Here is a 21031-nt window from a genome sequence, read left to right as displayed (position 1 = left end):
CATACCATAGAGCATACTGCTTTCATCATGAACCCGAAAATTCTCCAAATACTTTGGCATATGTTCCCGCACCATACGCTGTGCTAATTTATACAGACACTGTTCGATACTGGAAGTAGGCGTATTGTATTTCTCATGGAGCTTTAGCAAAAGACTTGGCTGATATTGCTCCTCTAGTTCCCACAGAAAACCCATGACAGTGCGGAAGCTCTGTGGTGTGCCGTTGGTGTCCATGAAATCAAACAGATACTTTATACTGGCATTGGGGTTTGCCATATCAATTACGACAATACCCTTTGCGCCCTTGTTGATACTGCGGTTAATCCGTTTATCGTGCCATTCATCAAAAGTAGCAAGCTGTGTGCCATCGGGGCGCTGTGCATAAATCAGCACGGAATTGTCAAAGGAACGCTTATAGAACCGTGCAACACAGGATAACAGCCCCATCCACTCAGCAGGAGTTTTTGTATACTCCTGCACCGACTGCTTATAAAGGTCGGCAAGTAGGGTTGCTTTGCTCAATCTACCACCTCCGTATTCAGATTTTCAAAGTACATGGCAAGTGCCTTATCAATGGTATCCTCAATCTCTTTTTGGCTCTGCTCGTTGGTGAAATACTTGGAAATCACCGTAGGCTTTACCTTAAAGGGCTGAGGCTTATTGCTCTTTGGTTTGCGGGTTTTCTCACCGGAAAGGATTTGTACCATTGAGGTATCGGTCAGCTTCCCTGTTTCATAGTAACTGCGGAGTAATCCCGCTTTTTTCATATCCACCTTGTAGTTGTCAGACTCCATTAGGTCGAAAATCCGCTGTTGCTGATTGATGTCCTCTACAAAGGAGAGGTCATAGGCTGCAAGGAACGCAATTTCATCGGTATCAACCTTTGCAATAAGCGGTTCAATAAGGTTTGAAATGCGAATATATTTTGCTACCTTATCCCGTGAAAGCCCATAGTTTTGTCCGATTTTTTCGTCTGTTCTCAACTTCGTCTGAACCTCAGACGAAGTTGGATTTCCCTCGGAATCATGCGGGTTCAAGAGTCTTTCTATCTCTTCTAAAATGTCATTTCGCTTACCCTGTGATTTGAGCGCTTCATAGTGTTGGGCAAGGCAATAGGCACGTTCCGAATGGCTCATATCAGAAAAGGAACGCTGCCGCAGATTGGTTTCTGTAACAATCAGCACAGCTTCATCATGAGTCAGATTTTCCCTAATGATAACAGGACCTTTGGTAAGACCTGCTAGCTGACCGGCATTTCGACGGTTATGACCACTAAGTATCAGATACCTTCCATCCTCCGTATACCAGAGGATAATGGGAAGCAGAATACCAAACTGGCGAACACTATCCACCATATCAGCAAGCTGCTGTCCTTCATATAGCTTGAACCTGTGGTTCGGAAACGGCTCCATTATAGAGAAGTCCATTTCCGTGATACCTCCCTGCACAGGAGCAGGGGTGGTGTCTTGTTCTGGCTCAAAATTGAGCATATCTGCAAAATCTTCAATAATAACTTTTGGCTTAGCCAACTCCGATCAGCTCCTTTCCGTCTGCTTCTTCACAGGAAAGAAGTTCATCTGCAAACTGACTGTAAGCAATCGCCGCCGGATTTTCCGGCAGAAACTCGCAGATAGTTTGATGATACAGCACTGCTTCTGCGACCTTGATAGAACGAGGGATGCAGGCCTTGAAAATCGGTACCTTTCCAGCAAAGCCCTGTTGAATCATTTTATTAACCTGCGCGGACAAAATGGTGTTAGGTGAATCCATGGTGATAAGGATACCATCAATACGCAGGCGATGGTTGCTGTTTTTGCTGATAACCTGATAATGCTTCAACAGCTCAGCCAACCCCTGCGTAGATAAAAGCTCTGCCTGTGTTGGCACAATAATGCTGTCGGCACACATCATCACGTTAATCATCGGCGTACCCATTTGGGGCATACAGTCGATGATAATGTACTCGTATCTGTCCTTGATAGTATCCACATACTGCGACAGCATACGCTCACGGAAATCCACATTGCACAGATTTCGTTCCAGTGTAAAAAGCTGAGAATTGGAAGGGATAACATCCACACCGCAGTTGGTTTTTATAATATAACTATCGGGATCAGGCAAAGGCTCGTCCTCAATCAGCTTGCGAATAATGGTATTAATAGTTACCTCTAGTTTGTTGGTGTTCTTCACACCAAAGATAATGCTTGAATGCCCCTGACCGTCAAAGTCGATAAGGGCAGTTCTGTGTCCCCGCTGGGACAAGAGATAGGCAAGCGTGGTGGCCGTGGCCGTTTTTCCCACGCCGCCCTTCTCGTTCATGATTGCAATTACTTTTGCCATCGGCAAACTCCTTTCTTGGGTAAAAAATAATTTGGGTAGGGTAAAAAGGGTAATAAAAAAATAGACGTAATCGGTGAAAACCCGCTTGTTTACTGGGTTTCTCTGATTACTGTCTATTATAACTCAGTCATTTTCCAGCATACTTTGCAGAGTTGTCACCTGCCATTTAGTGCTGCCATCCCAGTTAACAACACCCTCCCGCTCAAATATGCGTTTAATATAATCCACCGTCTTGCCACTAAGAAACTCATAGTACAACCGTTTCACAATTGGTGCCTGCTTCCGGTTAATCACCAGCTTTCCACCTTCATCGGTATCAAAACCTAAAAACCGCTTGGTACTCATCTTATGCTGCCCTTTTTCAAACCGCCTGCGGATTCCCCATGTGGAGTTTTCAGAAATAGACCGGCTCTCATCCTGTGCCAATGAAGAAAGAATCGTTAGCAGCACTTCCCCCTTCGCATCCAGAGTATTGATATTCTCTTTTTCAAAAATAATACCAATACCCAATTCTTTTAATTCCCTTACATAGTTCAGACAATCCAATGTATTTCTTGCGAACCGTGAAATTGATTTTGTAATAATCATATCAATCTTTCCAGCCCGGCAATCTATAATCATCTTATTAAATTCATCCCGTTTCTTGGTATTGGTGCCGGTAATTCCCTCATCTGCATAAACCCCGGCAAACTGGTAAAGCGGATTGTTGTTAATATACCCAGTGTAATAATTCAGCTGATTCTCATAGCTTAATAACTGTTCTTTTTTGTCGCTTGATACCCGGCAGTATGCTGCCATCCGCAACTGCCTCACATTCTGGCTGTTTCCGGTATCCACTGTCATATTTTTCTTTGCAGGTATAACGGTAATGCTTCTTGCCATTCTGCTCCACCTCCTCAATTACTGTAGGTTCTGTAATACCTTGTTTCTGTACCTCTGCATCATCTATCCGTATTCCTTTACAGGCTTGTTTTCCCTCATCAATATATGTGCTGCATAGCCACTGGATTTTCTTCTTATACACCTGCCTGCGCCGGAGACTCTTCCCGCAATAAGGACAAACCAGCATTCCGCTTAACGGATAACGGTTACGGTATTTTTCAATTCCGTCAGAAGCTATATTCCGCTCTCTTTTCCTGCGTTCCCGTTCTTCCTGTACCTGATTCCATAAATCTTCACTGACTATGGCAGGATGATTATCTTTGATGTAATAGCTCTGGACTTCACCACGATTCAAGCGGGAATGATTGCGTTTATCTTCTGGTGTAAAGGTTTTCTGCAGATGATAATCCCCTTTATATTTTTCATTGCCTAATACTCCCGTTATCGTTCCTTCATGCCACGTTCCTCCGGTAATACTTCTAACCCCAAGGTAATTCATAAGGTTCTTTAACCGGGAACTCCCCAGCCCAAATAATGTCATGTCATACAGGAAGGCTACAATTAAAGCCTCCTTCTTATTTATCGAAAGTCCCCCATATTCATCTTTGTCATATCCCAGGAACCTCTCTGTGTTAATCATAATTTCGCCCTGTTCAAACTTCTTCCGGATTGTCCATTTGTTATTCTCACTCATACTCCTGCTCTCTTCCTGGGCGAAAGAAGAGAGGACGGCAAGCATCATCTCACCGTCCCCTGAAAGAGTGTTTATATTCTGTTCTTCAAAAAAAATACCGATTCCCAGTTCCTTCAGCTCTCGTGCAACCTTTAGAACGGTAACGGTATTCCTGGCAAATCTCGATATGGATTTTGTAATAATTAAATCAATTTCTCCCTCTTTCGCTTTCCGTATCATTTCCTGAAACCCCGGCCGGCTTTCACTAAATCCAGAGATGCCCTGATCGGAATACACACCAGCAAAATCATACTCCGGATTAGAGCGGATTAGCTGCTCGTAGGTTTCCTGCTGGTTTTCAAGAGAGTCCTCCTGCTTCAGGCTGTCCGTTGAAACCCTGGCATAAGCACAGACCTTCTTTTTCTTCTGTTTCAATTCTACTATTGGCTCTAAAATTCGGATTCTCATAGCTGTTCCCACTCCCCAAAATAATCCTTTTGGAACTGCGTAATCCTGTCATAAATTAGTTGTGCATTCTCCGGCTCACGGGTTGTTATCACTTTAATCCGTTTTTCCTGACACAGCTTCATAAAATCCATAAATTGTTTCCAATCCCGTGAAAGTTTAGATGCTGTGGTAATAACCACTGTATCCAAATTCTCTTTCTCAATTTCCAGCTTTAGACGGTTGAATTCTTTTCTGTCGGGATTCATACCAGAAGCAACTTCAAAAAACATCTGCATCTGCCAATTTCCTTTACCGAACCGCTCATTTAAAGCCAGCTCAACTTCCGGGAAAAATTGTGTATAATCCCGGTCACTGTGGTTCATCCGGCAGTAGAATGCCACCCGTCTAATCCTTCCTGCAACTACCATAAATATCAAAACTCCTTTCGGTTTTTTGGTAGTCTATTAATCACTCTAAAGCCTTACAAAGTCAAGCAATTCAGCGGTTTCCAGCGTCTTTATTCCTCTTTTACGGGAAGCTGCTGGAAGCTAAACGCGGGTGGCATAATCCAAGGAAATCCACCCATCACGGTCCTTCTGATATGCCTTTAGCAGTCCCCATCCCGCCGATCCCGGTCCATTCGCTTCTTCTACCACTGTAAATACACCTTTTCCAGTAAAGCCTGGTTGGACTCCATAATTCGTTCCCGGCCCTTTGCGGATCCGAAGATTGGAAATAGTAATTCTGACCATATAGTTGGCAGGAGACACCGTTTCAAAAAACTGTACAAATTCCCTGCCAGCGGTAATGAATAATCCTGATTTAAGCTGATACCACTGGTCATCCTCACTGATTCCAACAACTGTATAGGTTCCTTCAAAGACATTCTGTTCCACATTATCACCCATACAAGGGGCCTTCCGTATATTCAATCCATCTTTCCCTTTATAAAATATTTTTACATATCCTGATAATGGCTTAATTGTCTGTCCTGCTCCGCCAAGCGTAGCACTGCTGCTATTTTCTGGGCTTCCAATCTGCTTTTTAAACTCCTCCCACAGCCCCTTTTTCCTGATCTGGGACGGACAATTTTTAGCGCAGACGTCATAATGCTGCACCACCCGGTCCGCCGGAATCCCTGTTTCCACCATCAACTGCCGGACAAACTCTACCGTATTCGCAAAGGCTTTGTTGAAATCATATCCAGCCTGCACACACATCTCCACACCAATACTGTTCTTGTTATTCACCGTACCAAACAGCCGGCCGCCATAGTTCACGCCAACATGCCAGCATCCTTTGTTATGTGGTGCTGTCTGATAAACCGTCTTCTTGTCATCTGTGTAATAATGGACAGAAGTGCTTAAATTCCCACTATATTGTGCCTTGGCATGAGCCAGAGCATCTGCCCCCGCTGCAAAATTATCCGTATTATGCACCACGATATACTGGGGTGCATTACCCGCATAAGTGTTCTTATCAGACCCATACTTCTTATTCACCTTCATTGCCATCCTCCTTAATCTGCTCCAACACCGCTTTCAGTTTCCCCGGAATCGGCAATCCAACATGGGCTGCATTCTCCAGAATCGAAATCCCCTCATTAGACAGGTAAAAGAAAATCACCGCTGTCCGCAGCACACTCCCATTTCCAATCACATGGTTGTCAATGATATGGGCCACCGCCACCAGGCAGAAGATAACAATCTTTTTGAATATCCCCCGGAACCCAATTCGGCTGGAAAGCTCCTTATTCAAGATCCCGGCCATCACCCCGGTAACATAGTCCACCCCGACAAAAACAATCAGTGCATACAAAAACCCGTCAAATCCTCCCATTACCGCCCCAATCGCACCGCCCATAGCGGCAAAAATAAACTGCATCATGTTTGCAACATCCTTCATTCTGCTGCCCTCCTTATAAATTTCTGCATAAAAATAACAGTCCGGAGACTGTCTGTATGCTAATCTTAATAAACTGCTTCATTCCTGAGTCAGTGTGTAGGTGATTTTCATCGTCTTATCCACCGTTTTCACCACTGCCGAAGACAGGTTGTTGATGGATACCAAATAAGGTGTTAAAAGGTACATCGTCCTGTACTCCGTACCATAACTGCCACCCCAGCGCAAAAGAAAATTCTTATACTGAAACAGAGGTGTTGCCGCATCATTCAGCCGGAAACTCCCCTGGGTGCGGATAATGGTATCATTTGCTGCCACCTGAAAATCCCCACCCACAATCAAATCCCCGATGAGCGTCATATATACCTCACAGGTTCCGGTCTCACACAGCGGTTTCCATTTGGAGGTGAAACCAAGCGGAATCACCGTCACATCAGAAGAATTGGATATGTTGATTTTATAGATGCCCTTCTTATCATAAGCCATCACATACAGATAGCCATTTCGCATACAACATTTCAAAAACCGCTCCGGGAACGAACCATTTCCATCCCGGTTTCCCACATCCATCAGCTTGGCATTGGAAAGCGTCCACAGCCCTTCGGTCATGGAATAATCCTCTTTCTTAATCTTCACCCACATCATTTCTGCACTGCCAGAAGAATTCCCCTCATTAGAAAACCCATACCAATACCCATCGCCACCATCCAGAAACTCTCCATACAATGTATAACTGCCCAGGAATCGAAACGTACTGGTCTGGATCACCCGGTCATCCAGCACTGTATAAGTCGTATCATCCAGCTTCTCATTCAGTCCCAGACTGAAAATAGGAATCTGCACCTTTCGGATGCGGACCCCGGTATCCTGAAACGTGATGGAATACAACAGGTTTTTCTCAAAATCCACTTCCACCGTCTCAAACAATACCATCTGCTTTGCCTGTGACAGGTCATCCAGTCGGATGCTTTTCAACTGTAAAAAGGTACTGCTGTCATTCACCAGACTACCATAGCCATTTGCCCCTCCCTGGGCACTGGTCAAAGCTGCCGCCGCAATCGTTCCATTCCCCTGACTGGGTGTAAATTCCCATACAAATTTATATCCGTTTTCCAGTGCTTTGCTCTCCGTCAGGTTCATGCTCCCCCTTGCCAGATTTGCCGTGGAATTGACATTATTGGAAGCATAGGCGACCGGAAGTTTGTTAGATGTACTATAAATATAATCAGCCTCTTCCGGCAACGCTTGGGAAAACAGCAGGATTCCTCCAATCATGTTGGGGCAGATGGGAAGCAGGCTGCCATGCCATTCAATCCCGTCAATGCTGTCCCCGGCTTCATAAAACACTCCCATCGGGTTCAGCCCTAAAATATGATTCACCGCATTGGTAACCATGTTTTCCTCTGCTACTGTCTCCATTTCCCCGGTATTTACATCAGTCAGTTCCATTCTCATATTTCCTGTCAGTCTCATAACTCCTCCTTAACTGGTATCCACCACTGTACCAAATGCTCCAATAGATACCCTGCCCATACTGTCTGCTATCTGCTTCTGCACCAGCTCCATGGTTTCCATTCCAATGGTTTCCACAAACCCTTTGACCGTCAGTCCAGTTTCTAACCGTAATTGTCTTACCGCCTCTTGCAGCTCAATCTTTCCATCCCATCCAGCCGCTGCCGCCATACCCTGCCCGCTGATGGAAGCAATACAGCTACCCGTCTCAATCTGCCCGGTACCGTTCTCCATACGCAGATATACATTGAAGGTGTTGGTGAAATTGGGAATCAGCTTTTCAATCGGATAATACAGCGGCAGCACATGCTTTCCACTTCCCCAGGTTTCCACTGGGTAGTGAAGCAGAATCTCTTCGTCATTCAGCTCATATTTTACATAAGCCACAGCCCTGCCATCAGTCGAAACCGTAACTGGCAGTTCCACCTCTAGGCTGACATCCGTCACCGTTTCTGTACCATCCCCTGCAACAGACGGAACCGGAACAACAACTGTTCCTGCCGCTTTCCCAATCTCGACAATCCCATCAGCAGCCACATTAACAAGCACAATGGCAAAGAACTGCACATGGGTTTCCTCCGCAGCCGCAAACTCAATACTGATGATCTTCGTATCCATACTGCTCACTGAATAAGCTGATGCATTGGTAAAGGTATGGATGCCAATCTTCCCTGCTTCAATCTGGTTTAGCAGACCAGAAATGTTCTTGTCATTTTTGGATTTCGCCTGTGCCAGTCTGGGATTCTTTCCAACACACTTTAGGGAATGCCTGCCATTAATCTTTATCTGGAATGCTGTCACACAGGCCAGTTGGGTTTCATCCGCATGACCACCAGAAAATACCAGCACATCCCCCAAGTCCAATGCCGGATTCCCGATGGTATCCGAATCAAAAGGCACATACCGGATCACAGCCAAATCTGCAAGAATATGTTTCAGCAGTGTTTTCCTGGTCTCCTCCAAACCAAACTGCAGCAACGGGTTTACACCCAGGTTCATGGTTAGGCCGTCATCCTGCTCCAACGCATAATACTCGGCAATCTGTGTCCTGATATTGGTGGAACTGATGGCCGTATACCTGGTGATAAAATCTGAAAAGCTGCTGGAAAATCTCTGCTTTCTGGAAACTGTTACCACCGGTTTATTCCCATACTTTCGAAGTTCCAGTTTTCCTTCCCGGTTCATACAGAAGAACCCGCCCAGCACCTGTCCCACATAGTACAGCACATCCCGGTACGTCTCAATATCATTCTCCGTATAAACAGACAGAAGCTCCAAACCATTTGGCATCGCTTCAATCTCCGTCTGGGTATGTGCAAGCACCACATCACAGGCTTTGCAACATAACGCCAGAAAAGCATAAGCATTCCCCACGGTTTCAAAACCATTGAAATTCTTTTCAAACCGCAGCAGATAATCATAGGCTTTGATTTCCAGGCAATATAGCGTGCGGTTCGCCTCACTTACTTCAAAAATCCCCATCGGGACTTGTTCAAATGTTTCACCTGCCACTCGCAGATGGTAAAATAGCTCTATCTTTGCATCCTCTAAGGTATAACGGTCAATCCCGGAATACAGCGTAATCCCCATTTCCCCTGCATAGACAGTACCAATCTCAATCTCCGAACTGCCACAGCACTGGCTGGAAATATAACCGGAGCCTTTCACAATATCCTTATTGCCAAACTCATAAACTGCCCCGGCCTTTGTTGTAATTCTTCCGGTCCAATAGAATTTCCGGGTGTTTTCCTGCACCGCTGCCAGAAACGCTTCACTTACCGGATACATGAAAACCACCCCTTTCTGCTAAAATTCCCGCAGGATAAATGAGACCTTCCATAATCCCTTATAAGAAGTATCCTTTACCAGCCCTGCCTTATATCCCTTTATAAACATCTCCGCCCGCTTCACTTCCAGCGTTTCCGTATCAAAATAGTCCACGCTGATTTTCTCCCGCTGCTTAAACTCCGTCAGCAGTTTCAGCCATTTGGGGGTGACTGAAAAAGACACAGAAATGCTGGCAACACCGATACGGATCACATCCCGCTGTGTCGTTCCGGCCTCCGTCTCTCCACCGGAATCCGCTTCCACATCCCGAAGCTCCACTTCATATGCATCAGGAAGGGGGAGCAGCACCTTATCAAAAACCAGATACTGAATAAATGCCATATCCTATCTCCCTCCTGACCGCAGGTTCTGTCTTGCCTGTGCATTCACCACTACTTCGTCCAGCAGCGTCCCACCAACATATACGGGAATGCAGATGGTTTCCGAATTACCCACATTCCGCATTCCTGCAAACATCTCCTGAATACCTCCAAGCATCTGCCGGACGGAATCCACCGAATCGGTCTGCCGCTGTGAATGTTCTATTGCTGTCAGTTTCGGGCTGATGACCATATCCGCAGCTACACCCCCCACAGCTTTCTGCACCATCCCTTTGCTTCGTTCAATTCCTTTTGCCAGCTCGGACATGAAATCCGGCATCCATGATTCATAGTCGGTCAACGGCCCAACATCCGGCACTGAAAAATGAAGGTAAGACCGGATGGCATTGGCAACATCTGATACTGCATCTATGACTTTCCCAATACAGCTCTTAATGCCATTCACAATACCGTTAATCATGTCCGCTCCCCAGGTGAATGCACTGGAAGCCAGACCTTTGATAAATCCCACCGCTTTATTAAACCCGGATTCAACCGTGCTGTAAACATTTCCCATTGCAGTACGGATACTGGAAACCACGTTGTTGAACACATTGCTGACTGCCGACTTCACCGCATCCAATACGGTCGAAGTCACTGACTTCACGCTGTTCCATACACCAGACACCACTGTCTGGATGGTATTCATCACCGTCTGTACTACTAACTTAATACCATTCCACGCAGCAGTAATAAAAGACTGTATTGCTCCCACCACTGTAGTAAATACCATCTGGATCACCGTCAATATGGTTGTAATGACCGTCTGAATGGCAATCCATGCCGTAGTTAAAAATGTCTGGATTACAGTACTAATCGTAATAACCACGTTTTGGATCCCTGTCCATACCGAACTAACAAACGTGGAAATGGCAGTCAGAACCGTGGTAAACATCGTCTGAATCCCCTCCCAGCAGGATGTAAAAAAGGAAGACAGCCCATTCCAGACCACCTTCCCTGTCTCTACAATTCCATTCCAGAGATTTATTAGAAACTCTTTTACTGCATTCCATGCTGTGATTGTTGCTGACTTAATTGCCTCCCATACCGCAATGACTGCTTCCCGGAACCAGTCACAATTATTCCATAACAGTACAATGATGGCAATCACTGCTGCAATCGCCAGGGGAATCCAACCAATCGCCGCCACCACTGCACCAAGAGCCGGTATTACAGTCCCGGATACAAACGCAATCACACCAGAAATGGCCGCCGCAATCTGTGGAACTACGGTCAGCAGCATACCGATAGCCCCAACAATCTTTCCTACGAAAATCAACACCGGACCAATGGCTGCGGCAACCAGGGCAATCGTAATAATAATCTTTTTTGTTCCTTCGTCCAAAGAATTCAGCCACGTAAAAAGTCCTTTTAAAAAATCAACAACCTTCTGTACATAGGGCAGCAGCAGTTCTCCAAATGTAATCCCCACTTCGGTCAGTGTTGCTTTTAGCTGCGATAACTTTGCTGCCGTAGTTTCATATCTTTTATTAGATTCATCGGTCAGTGCCGTATTCTCTGCCCACGCCTGATTGGCAATGCCGGTCATTTCACTCATCATTTCGGAGGCATTTGATAACCGTTTCATGGTGTCACTTGTCCTGATTCCGGTAACTCCCAACTCATCCAGCAAGATATTAAGGTTCTCACCATTTGCACTGGCATCCCCCATTCCTGATACCACCAACTGCAAAGCTCCATAAGCATCCCTTTCCCAGGAACCTTTAAATTCTTCGGCACTCATACCTGCTGTCTTCGCCCAAATTCCAAGGGATTCTGAATTTGTGGACACAGCTTTATCGATGTTTGTTATCACCGTACTAATTGCGGTACCGCCAGCCTCCGCCTCCAAACCAACCGATGACAGTGAGGTTGCCAAAGCAAGCATCTGCTGCTCTGTCATCCCAACCTGGGTGGCACTGGATGCAATCCTGGTTGCCATGTTCATAATATCATTTTCTGTTGTTGCTGCATTATTTCCAAGTGCAACTAAAGTGGCACCAAAATTCCCCACTTGATCCATACTCGTACCAGTGATATTAAACAGCTTTGCAATGGCAGTTGCCGCTTCCTCTGCACTGATATTCGTAGAATCACCAAGCCGCACCATCGTTTCAGTAAACTGCAGGATATCATCCGTCTTAACACCAAGCTGGCCTGCCGCTTCTGCAACAGCAGCAATATCATTTGCCGAGGATGCCGTAGATTGTGACAGCTTAAGAATCCCCTGCCGGATGCTCTCCAACTGTGTTTCCGTTCCATCAACAGTCTTTGTTACCCCGGCAAAAGCAGATTCAAAATCCACTGCTGACTTCACAGCCGCAGTGCCAAGACCACCCACTAAAGCCGTTATCGGCATCAACTTCCTGCCCACACCCTCTATCGAAGCTCCAGCACTTTTCAGCTTTTCTCCTGTAGCACCAATCTTTTGTAAAGCCACGGCCGACTGGTCAGCCTGCCGCTCCAGCTCTGCCAGGGCATTCTCTGTTTCAACGATTTCCCGCTGCAGAGCATCGTACTGGCTCTGGCTAATTTCTCCTCTCGCCAAGGCATCATTGGCCTGCTGGCTTGCCAGCTTTAAAGAGTCCAGCTTTTCTTTCGTTTCACTGATAGCCTGGGTCAGAAGTCTCTGCTTCTGTACCATCAGTTCAGTGTTGCCGGGATCCAGCTTTAAGAGCTTATCTACATCCTTTAACTGTGACTGGGTATCCCTGATTTCCTTATTCACTTTTGACAGAGCGGTGGAAAGTTTTGTAGTATCCCCACCTATTTCAATTGTAATACCCTGAATACGGGATGCCATACTCCCCACCGCCTTTCTGGCACTAAAAAAAGAACCATTGTTGGCTCCCTGAATGGATTAAAAAAGCACCTGCCATTTCTGACAAGTGCCTATGTAAAAATTGTTCTCTTATTAATGAAATTCTTTTATCATTTCAAAAACTATATTAATAAATAAAATTAGAATTTTGTTTTATGTTTTGACAAATATCATATTTAATACCTTTTCTGTAATCCATATTTCTGTATCAATTATCTGTATGTCATATCCTGACAAAATAGCATTATCCGTTGCCTCCAGAATATCTGAATATTTATCAGCCTCTTTACGAGGGAACTTTATTTCCGTCATTGTATTTGAAACATAATGAAAGCCTGCTTGCATCATCATCTCTTTATATTCATGCAGATAATAAAAACGGATATGTCCATCCGGCTTCATTTGCATAAACTTATCTACAAAACGGCAACTGTCATCTTTATTAGGGGTAGGGTCAGAAATTATAATTTTTCCTCCCAATTTTAGTATCCGATACATTTCCCTAAAACTATGCATAAGATCTGGAAAATGATGTAAGGCATATCTTGTAATAATAAGATCTACACTATTATTTTCAAATGGGAATACTGTACCATCATAAGCTGCGAACTCCAAATTATCCAATCCAATATCATAAACCTTCTTCCTATTTCTTTTCAAGGTATCGTCTACAATGTCAAGACCAATTACTTTTGCAGCACCATATCTCTCTGCCAAAGGAAATGCAAGATAACCATTCCCTGTACCCAGATCCAGAACTACATCATTATCTTTAGGAGATACCATATTAATTAATAAATCCATATGAACATCATCAGCAGTTTGTTTGTTATAAAAGTCCAAATCTAAAAAACTACTTTCAAATCCTTGTTTTGCCAAACTAATATTTTTAGTTATTCCCATATTGTATCTCCTGTTTATATTGAAATTTACTTAAATATTTCTAACTTAAGCCTATTTTACCGGTTCAAAAGAAAAGTGAGCATGGACAATCTTCCATATGTCATTCGATTTTTCCAAATACAAAGTGCTTCTTACTGCGGGAATAGGGAAACTTTTATATTTAGAGATAAAACACAAACATGCAGTGCTTTCTTTATGAAAAATATTCAGTTTTTCTATTATAAGTGGTTCTACACCTCCTGATTCTGTGACTTTACCCTTTGCAAAGAATTCCGAAATCAGTTCTAAATGCTCTTCTAAATTATAAGTATCATTACCTTCGTGATTATCAAAATATATTAATACATTGCCTTCGGTATCATAAAAATCCCTTAAACCTTCTATATCCTTGTTGTAAAAACATTCGTTATAACGATCCAAGAAGTTTACCAAAAAAGCTTTATTCATTTTCACAATATGATCCTCCTGAATTTCAATTAGAAGCTGGAATTTCCAGCCGTTCTTTTCCATCAATTATAGCAAGACCCGGCTGGCATATCAACGAAAATCAAAATCTGTTCATATCCTCCTGCGTAGCCATCTCCGCATACTTGCACTCATCATTCCTGCTCTCTGCATACATGTCGTTGATTAGCCCTATCGAAAGCAATTCCATATCCCCCATAGAAATCCCCAACTGTACACATCGGAGCAGGAACAACGGTGTTGTCATTTCACGCTCTGTCGAACGAAGTTTTTTTTAGCCTCCACATCCGTTTTCACATTCAGCCCCCACAGCTCAATCAACTGCGGCAGCACCTGGTAAATGGAAAAGGTATTAAAACCATCCAGCCACTCCTCCACATCATCGGGAAGCTGTGGCTCTGCATGTTTCGCCATAGTATAGGCGATATTCTCAAACATCTCCAGTGAAAATAAATCCAGATTAGACCGTTCTTCATTTCCTTCTCCAATGCTCTGCTCCAGCACCTGGAGGTCTTTATAAATATCCCGCTGAAACTTCAAACGGTAAATTCGGGGAATGGCTGCGGATGCCTTAAACAAGACATCCTCTCCATCAATCTCAATCCTCTTACAAATACTCATTTCCTTTCAACCTCCTTTAGCCCTGGCCCTCTTCATTTTCCTCTTCAGCTTTTGGTACCGGCAGATAAACCTCCGAATACCAGCCATCATATGTTACCTTCGCCGTCTGGTTCCCAGTCTTCGCCTTTACGTACCCATCAGCCATCGGTCTTGCTTTGATAGTCAGTGATTCCGTCTGTACCTCCCGGTTCTCTTCATTGGTCTTGCCCTCAATCTTCGGACGGCTGGCAGAACAATTATAAAGCACATGGCGGATTTTCCTGATATCCCCGTCAAACTCAAACAGCAGGGCAAAGGCTCCTGTCTCTGAATTCGCATTCTCCACCAAAACCTCATTGGTATCTGCTTCCTCTTTCAGCACATCCGTTCGGAAGCTCTCTGGAATCAACGCCAGCTCCAAATCCCCATCATAGCCCATGTTGTTAGCAATGATATAATACTCAATCCCATCTGCATAAAAGGATTCTGGCTCTCCATTCGGATCCAGTGCCAAAGAAACCGCCCCAGGCATCGGTACCGGGTTGTCAAAGGACAGCTTCCCGTCCTCTGATAATTTCTGCAACGCATAATGGCAGTTACAGATATTAAACTTCACTTTATTATTCATACAATTTATACCTCCATCTCATACAGCACTTCATATAGCTTTTCCGATTCAATCCAGACCTCACTCTTGGCATAAAAGATGCCATGTCTTAACAACACTGTTTCCACCTTCTCCTCCATCTCCGGCTCCTTCAAATCGGTATAAAGCTCAATGTCAAGCTGGTTCACCTTAAAATAAGCAATCCCGTCTGCCGCAAAATTAACAGCCTTCGGATATAAAAACGCAAGAAACGGAGGTTCCGGTGCTTCCCCTTCCACGAAATGGTCGTAAGCAAAGGGGAAGCCCATCTCCTCCATCATTCCCAACACATCCTCATGACTCATTTAGAAAGCCCCCTCTTTATACTGTCTTCCAACATCCGGATGCCCTTCTCTTCTGCCGGACCGATATGCGGGATGGCTTTTACCCTGCCGCCTCCCCGCTTGGCGTGTCCCTTCTCCAGTAAGTGAGTAAGCTGATACCGGTTCCGGCTGTGAACCACCATCTCCAATGTGGTGCTGGTTTCCTTCTGCCGTTTCACCGCCCAGCTTTTCTTGTACCTTCCCGATTTAACCGGAGCATTTGCCTGCGTCTCTTTCTTTACTGTATTTCCAGCCTTCCTGACACAATCTTTCATCGTATCAGTAGCAAGCCCGGCATACTCCAAAAGCCCATCCATGATAACATCTGCCATCTGATCCACCGTTACTCTCTGACCCGCCATCCAGCTCACCTCTTTTCCAGAGAAACCCGCAGCTTCAATATCTTATTCTGGTACTTCACATTATCCAGAAACGTAATATTGTAAACCTGCCCCCGGAACAGAATCCGGTAATGCTCCGTATCCATACAAGCTGTCTCTGAACAGTACCGGACCAGGAAGTAAATCTCCTTTTGGGCATTGACCTGCGCTGCCTCCCAGTATTCCTTCCCGGAAAGATTGTTCACATAGGCAGCACAAGTATAATAATCCGCCCAAGAAAGAACATGATTTCCAGCTTTATCGGTTTCCAGCTTGCTTTTCTGGATTGTAATCCGCTCTTTCCATTCCCCAAGCACACTCCTTAGAACCTGATTCCTGCTGCCCCAATCCCCTGCTACCATCAGAATACCTCCCGCCGGATACCAAACAGCAGGGAACGCAGTGTCTGCACCAGACCATCATAGTCTGCCTGCTCCCGGTGTTCAAACAAATACGCTGTAACATACAGGATAGCAATCCGCGCCATCGCAAAATGCTGCTCCAACTCCTGTTCTTCCAGCCGTGCCACATCCCGGCACATCTTTTCCCCGGTTTCCAGCAGCCCGGAAATAAATATATCCTCATCCCCGCTGTCCACCCGGAGATACTGCTTCGCTTCCTCCAATGTCACAACTGCCATTCCTGTCTCCTCGTATTCCTCTTTCAGGCCCGAACCCGGTTTAGGTACCGGATTTCATCGTCATCGTCTTCACCGCTTCCGCAAGAATCAGCTTACCGTCCACCCGCTGGCTTGCCAGAAATCCCACCTGACCATTTGCTGCATACAGTTCATTCAGACGCTTAAAGCTCCTGCCCTGTCTGTCCGCAATCCAGTAATAAGAGAAATCACCAAATGCCATAACCTTCTTGCCTGCTGCGATTTCCGGCACATAAGAAGAAGTGTGGTACGGACGGTTCAGAATCATATCCGGCTGTCCGGCCTGTACCGATGGCTGCCAGATATAATTGCCGTTATTATCTTTCAACTTCCGCAATGCCTTCACAGTAGTATCATTCAGCACCCATACGGCCTTTTTGCGGTATGGAGATTTCACTGAATAGAATAAATCCATCACATCATCAAAGGAAATAGCCGCCGTAGAAGTTGTCGTCCCATCGGCAGCCCCACTTGGGGCATTGAAAATACCAGTCGGTTTGCCTGTTCCGTTTCCAACAAAAAAGGCTTCCTCTTCCTTGGAGCCGATTCTTCTGCTAAACTCCTTGGAGATATAAGCCTCCAGATTAAATGCACTGTCATTCAATAATTCATCCGACACTTTAATCATAGTGCCGACTTTATAAGCGCCTATGGATACCTGCCCGAAAGTATCATCAGATTCCGTAAATACACCCTCTTCATCAATCCAAGCCGCTTCGCCTTTGCTTGCAACCACCGGAATCTTCCGGTCACCGCTGGACGTCTGGATCACCGTGGCGATATTACGGAAGAAGTTCTCTTCCTCCAAAGCCTCAACCAAAGTCTGTTCAAACTCATCCGGCACCAGGTAGCCACCTTCTGAATCCGTTCCCACCTGCAGGGCATTTCCCACATCGTAGAAATTCTTCTGACGCATGGCATTCCAGAATACCCTGCGGTATTCATCCGTTGCTCTTCCAGTTTTCTCTTCCCCTTGCGGATGGTTGTTCGGCTTATTAGCAATCGGCTTTGAGGTGGGACTGGAAAGCTCTGCATCAATTGCCGCTGCCCGTTCCAAACGTTCAATTTCCTTACCTAAATCCACAACATCCTTTTCCATCTTTTCATAAGTTGCCGTATCCTCACCTGACAAAAGGCCGTCATTTCCTCTTTTACTGTCCAGAAACGCCTTGGCTGCCTCCCATGCTTTCGCACGTTTTTCCCTTAATTCCAATACTCTACTCATCAAATCGCCCTCCTGCTTAGTGTGCTATTAGTTCTAACCGTTTCTCTAGCTGCTCCACTGGTGTCCTTTTTTCATTTGGTTCCGGCACCAGCTTGTTTAACAGGGAATTGGTAACGGCGGCTCTGGAAAATATCATTCCCGTTGCCAAACCGTCTCTCTCCTCCCTTGCCATGTGTTTGTCAGACATTATTTCATCTGCAAAGCCAAGCTCTACTGCCTTTCTGGCATTGAACCAGCTTTCAGCATTCATCAGGTGGGAAAGTTTGCTGCGGTTCAACCCAGTTTTAATCTCATAGGCATTCATAATACTTTCCTTTACCTCATCTAACATAGTTCCTGCTCTTTTCATTTCTTCTGAATCGCCAATGGCGATGGTCATCGGATTGTGAATCATCATCATTGCCACCGGGGACATCTGCACTGTTGTTCCTGCCATGGCAACGACCGAAGCCGCTGAGGCTGCAAGTGCATCCACCTTTACTGTGACACTTCCTTTATAATCCATCAGCATATTGTATATCTGTGCCGCCGCAAACACATCTCCCCCAGGAGAGTTAATCCAAACTGTAATATCTCCGCTTCCGGATTCTAATTCATTACGGAATAATTCCGGCGTCACCTCATCCCCATACCAGGTCTCATCTGAAATTTCACCGTTCAGATATAATGTTCTGGCTTCTTCATTTTCATTTCCGGTCCAGTTCCAAAACTTACGTTTCACCTATATTCCTCACTTTCTGCAATCAAAAAGGAACCTTCCTGCCAGCTATTCTTACTGTCAGGGCGGTTCCTGCCCGGTACGCTCTCTGGCAAATAAACCAGCATCTTTTAATTTTGTCATATTGCCATTAATAAGATAAAGATTTCCACCTTCCTCTTCGGAAATTGGATTCAGATCCTCAAGCTCCCTGATATCGTTTGCCGACATCCAGCCATTCTGCCTGGCGGTGGCATAGCCTGTCATCCGGCTCTGATAATCCCCACGTAGCAGGCCATCCACATTTAGTTTGATAAAGTAATCCTTTTTCTCCTGTGGCAGTAACAACGCTTTTTGTAAAGACTGCTCCCACCGGATTACCCAGGGATCCAACGTATATTTGACAAACTCCAGAGACTGCTGCTCGATATTTGAAAAGCTGGATTTATCCAAATCTCCAATCATATGCGGCGGGATCCGGTACATCCGGGCAATTTCATTGAGCTGGAATTTTCTCGTCTCCAAAAACTGTGCCTCTTCTGGGGGAATGCCAATCTGTTGATACTTCATCCCCTCTTCCAGCACCGCCACCTTATGGGCATTGTTGGTTCCCCGGTATACTTCATTCCATGAATCCCGCACCTTCTTAGGATCTTTTAATATTCCCGGATGTTCTAAGACACCACCAGGATTCGCCCCATTAGCAAAAAAACTGGCTCCATATTCTTCACAGGCTAAGGTCATACCAACTGCATTTTTAGCCAATGCTATAGGGGAATATCCCACCAGCCCATCAAACCCAAGCCCCGGAACATGCAGCACATCCTCCTGTTTCAATGTGATTCTGCCCATTTCTTTAAAATTAGGGTTTTCCTCTGAATTGCGGGAGTAATAATATATCAATTGCCCTTTTTCTGTCCGGTCTACCTCCATCTTGTTTGGCAGCAAAGGATACAGTGCTATCACTCTGCCAGCTCCGTCCCGGATAATCTGTGCAAAAGCGTTGCCCCAAATCAACAGATGGCTCATTAGCGTTTCCCTGAATACAAAAGAAGTCATCTCTGTATTCGGTTCATCATGAAGAACATGGTATAGAGGATGGTTGACAACCCGTTCTTTTCCACTATCTGTATAATGATAAATATGCAATGGCAAAGATGCCACAGCCTCTGCCAGTATCCGCACACACGAATAAACTGCTGTTGTCTGCAGGGCAGTACGCTCATTGACTGGCTTTCCGCTTGTTGTCCGCCCAAACAAAAAGGAATAGGCCGAACTGCCGTAGCTGTTCATTGGTTTATCCCTTGCACTTCTTAATCCTAACAACCCCCTGATTCCCATCTGCTTACTCCTTAAAAAATAGTAAAAGCACCTCCGGAGAGATGCTGTTAATTATATGTCATTTATAGCAATAAACCAAAAACTAATTTTAGCTTAACTATTCTAATTTACTATTATTCTTTTCAGCTATATGCCACTTCAAGTATAGATTGATATCCTCAATAGAATCAATTATACGCCATTTTTGTTCCATACATTCCCGCAGTAATTTAAATAGTATGGGCTTGACTATATGTTTCTCAAGTCTCCCCTTTGTTCTGGCTATATATGCAAGCCCTAACGCAGCATTAGCCCTAACTCTATCATCATTATGATTTGCAAGTTGCACGCAAATATCTTGAGCCACTTTCCAATCCGTATAATATTCTCCTACTGAAAGAGGAAGTATGATTAACTCATCAATCGTACCGGATTCAATTATCTTATTAATTTCTGCAATATCAAATTCAGGTAAGGATCTATATTCCATACATTCCCCCTAATACATCAATATTTACTCTGCTATATGACGCCAAATCTCTATAAGCTCGCAATAAGCATGGCTTTCATCTGGATATTTCTCATTTAAGTTTAACTGTGTTAATACTGCTTCCTTGTAAGATGAAATCAAGCCATATTTATTCAGTCTTTCATACATAATCGCTTTTTCAAAACTGGCCCCACAATTAGTTATTGCACTGATACAACATGGAAGTTCCACTAAATCATACCCACAGAATTCAAAGTAACCTTCGTTCTCTAAGTTAAAATTCAACTCGATTGCAGGCCGAATAATCACTGCAAGTATTTGTGTCTCTTTGTCAGGCTCCAGCATTTCATCTTTTACAATTTCTTTCATTTCCATTAGTCCGCAGTCAAAAGTAACTAATTCATCTGCCAAAATCTTTTCTTTATTAAACTTTCGTATGGCCTGATCATTAAAGCACCTATCCGACTCAAAATACCGAATCATTCCATATGATGAACCATCTTCTCTTATCGTTATTATAGACATATGAATACCACTACT

Annotated in this window: 24 protein-coding genes; all 24 read right to left on the bottom strand. The window is 44.6% G+C overall.

Annotated features, from left to right (window positions below):
* Positions 1-518: 518 nt before the first annotated feature.
* Complete coding sequence (locus tag ACYVD3_RS07375; protein ID WP_460641867.1) at positions 519-1529, bottom strand: ParB N-terminal domain-containing protein; 1011 nt, start codon at positions 1527-1529, stop codon at positions 519-521.
* Entirely contained in the window at positions 1522-2340 is an 819-nt protein-coding gene (locus ACYVD3_RS07370; RefSeq protein ID WP_460641866.1) for a ParA family protein, read from the bottom strand. The genes ACYVD3_RS07375 and ACYVD3_RS07370 overlap by 8 nt, the downstream gene beginning before the upstream one ends.
* 123 nt (positions 2341-2463) lie before the next feature.
* Positions 2464-3138, bottom strand: a complete 675-nt coding sequence (locus tag ACYVD3_RS07365) for a recombinase family protein (protein ID WP_460641865.1) — start codon at positions 3136-3138, stop codon at positions 2464-2466.
* Positions 3083-4363 carry a recombinase family protein gene (locus ACYVD3_RS07360; protein WP_460641864.1) on the bottom strand — a complete coding sequence of 427 codons (1281 nt, stop codon included), beginning with the start codon at positions 4361-4363 and terminating at the stop codon, positions 3083-3085. Before ACYVD3_RS07360 ends, ACYVD3_RS07365 begins: the two co-directional genes overlap by 56 nt.
* Positions 4360-4770, bottom strand: a complete 411-nt coding sequence (locus tag ACYVD3_RS07355) for a recombinase family protein (RefSeq protein WP_460641863.1) — start codon at positions 4768-4770, stop codon at positions 4360-4362. Before ACYVD3_RS07355 ends, ACYVD3_RS07360 begins: the two co-directional genes overlap by 4 nt.
* A 120-nt stretch (positions 4771-4890) precedes the next feature.
* Entirely contained in the window at positions 4891-5850 is a 960-nt protein-coding gene (locus ACYVD3_RS07350; RefSeq protein ID WP_460641862.1) for an N-acetylmuramoyl-L-alanine amidase, read from the bottom strand.
* Complete coding sequence (locus ACYVD3_RS07345) at positions 5837-6247, bottom strand: phage holin family protein (protein ID WP_460641861.1); 411 nt, start codon at positions 6245-6247, stop codon at positions 5837-5839. Before ACYVD3_RS07345 ends, ACYVD3_RS07350 begins: the two co-directional genes overlap by 14 nt.
* 78 nt (positions 6248-6325) lie before the next feature.
* Positions 6326-7717, bottom strand: a complete 1392-nt coding sequence (locus ACYVD3_RS07340) for a hypothetical protein (RefSeq protein ID WP_460641860.1) — start codon at positions 7715-7717, stop codon at positions 6326-6328.
* Between the two features lie 9 nt (positions 7718-7726).
* Positions 7727-9544, bottom strand: coding sequence for a hypothetical protein (locus ACYVD3_RS07335; RefSeq protein WP_460641859.1), 1818 nt, complete (start codon positions 9542-9544; stop codon positions 7727-7729).
* A gap of 18 nt (positions 9545-9562) precedes the next feature.
* A complete protein-coding gene (locus ACYVD3_RS07330; RefSeq protein WP_460641858.1) occupies positions 9563-9925 on the bottom strand; it encodes a hypothetical protein in 363 nt (120 codons plus the stop codon).
* Between the two features lie 3 nt (positions 9926-9928).
* Positions 9929-12766: a phage tail tape measure protein gene (locus ACYVD3_RS07325; protein ID WP_460641857.1), complete on the bottom strand. Its 2838-nt coding sequence runs from the start codon at positions 12764-12766 to the stop codon at positions 9929-9931.
* A 171-nt stretch (positions 12767-12937) separates the two neighbouring features.
* Positions 12938-13687, bottom strand: a complete 750-nt coding sequence (locus ACYVD3_RS07320; protein WP_460641856.1) for a class I SAM-dependent methyltransferase — start codon at positions 13685-13687, stop codon at positions 12938-12940.
* Between the two features lie 51 nt (positions 13688-13738).
* Complete coding sequence (locus ACYVD3_RS07315; RefSeq protein WP_460641954.1) at positions 13739-14134, bottom strand: nuclear transport factor 2 family protein; 396 nt, start codon at positions 14132-14134, stop codon at positions 13739-13741.
* Between the two features lie 261 nt (positions 14135-14395).
* A complete protein-coding gene (locus ACYVD3_RS07310; protein WP_460641855.1) occupies positions 14396-14773 on the bottom strand; it encodes a hypothetical protein in 378 nt (125 codons plus the stop codon).
* A 16-nt stretch (positions 14774-14789) separates the two neighbouring features.
* Entirely contained in the window at positions 14790-15380 is a 591-nt protein-coding gene (locus tag ACYVD3_RS07305; protein ID WP_460641854.1) for a major tail protein, read from the bottom strand.
* Positions 15381-15385: 5 nt separating this feature from the next.
* Positions 15386-15703, bottom strand: coding sequence for a hypothetical protein (locus tag ACYVD3_RS07300; RefSeq protein WP_460641853.1), 318 nt, complete (start codon positions 15701-15703; stop codon positions 15386-15388).
* Positions 15700-16083, bottom strand: coding sequence for an HK97 gp10 family phage protein (locus ACYVD3_RS07295; protein WP_460641852.1), 384 nt, complete (start codon positions 16081-16083; stop codon positions 15700-15702). Before ACYVD3_RS07295 ends, ACYVD3_RS07300 begins: the two co-directional genes overlap by 4 nt.
* A 5-nt stretch (positions 16084-16088) precedes the next feature.
* A complete protein-coding gene (locus ACYVD3_RS07290; RefSeq protein ID WP_460641851.1) occupies positions 16089-16463 on the bottom strand; it encodes a phage head closure protein in 375 nt (124 codons plus the stop codon).
* Complete coding sequence (locus ACYVD3_RS07285; RefSeq protein ID WP_460641850.1) at positions 16463-16741, bottom strand: head-tail connector protein; 279 nt, start codon at positions 16739-16741, stop codon at positions 16463-16465. Before ACYVD3_RS07285 ends, ACYVD3_RS07290 begins: the two co-directional genes overlap by 1 nt.
* A gap of 40 nt (positions 16742-16781) precedes the next feature.
* Positions 16782-17984, bottom strand: a complete 1203-nt coding sequence (locus tag ACYVD3_RS07280) for a phage major capsid protein (protein ID WP_460641849.1) — start codon at positions 17982-17984, stop codon at positions 16782-16784.
* 16 nt (positions 17985-18000) lie between these two features.
* Positions 18001-18705 (bottom strand): head maturation protease, ClpP-related, encoded by a 705-nt coding sequence (locus tag ACYVD3_RS07275; RefSeq protein ID WP_460641848.1) that lies wholly within the window; start codon positions 18703-18705, stop codon positions 18001-18003.
* A gap of 57 nt (positions 18706-18762) precedes the next feature.
* The gene (locus ACYVD3_RS07270) at positions 18763-20022 is read right to left on the bottom strand and encodes a phage portal protein (protein WP_460641847.1); all 1260 of its coding nucleotides are present in this window, start codon (positions 20020-20022) and stop codon (positions 18763-18765) included.
* Positions 20023-20119: 97 nt separating this feature from the next.
* Positions 20120-20491, bottom strand: coding sequence for a hypothetical protein (locus ACYVD3_RS07265; protein WP_460641846.1), 372 nt, complete (start codon positions 20489-20491; stop codon positions 20120-20122).
* Positions 20492-20515: 24 nt separating this feature from the next.
* A complete protein-coding gene (locus ACYVD3_RS07260; protein ID WP_460641845.1) occupies positions 20516-21016 on the bottom strand; it encodes a hypothetical protein in 501 nt (166 codons plus the stop codon).
* Between the last annotated feature and the right edge of the window lie 15 nt (positions 21017-21031).

The organism is Lacrimispora brassicae, assembly GCF_054772055.1.
Note: the sequence above shows the minus strand (reverse complement) of the source record. Positions and strands in the feature narration are given on the sequence as shown.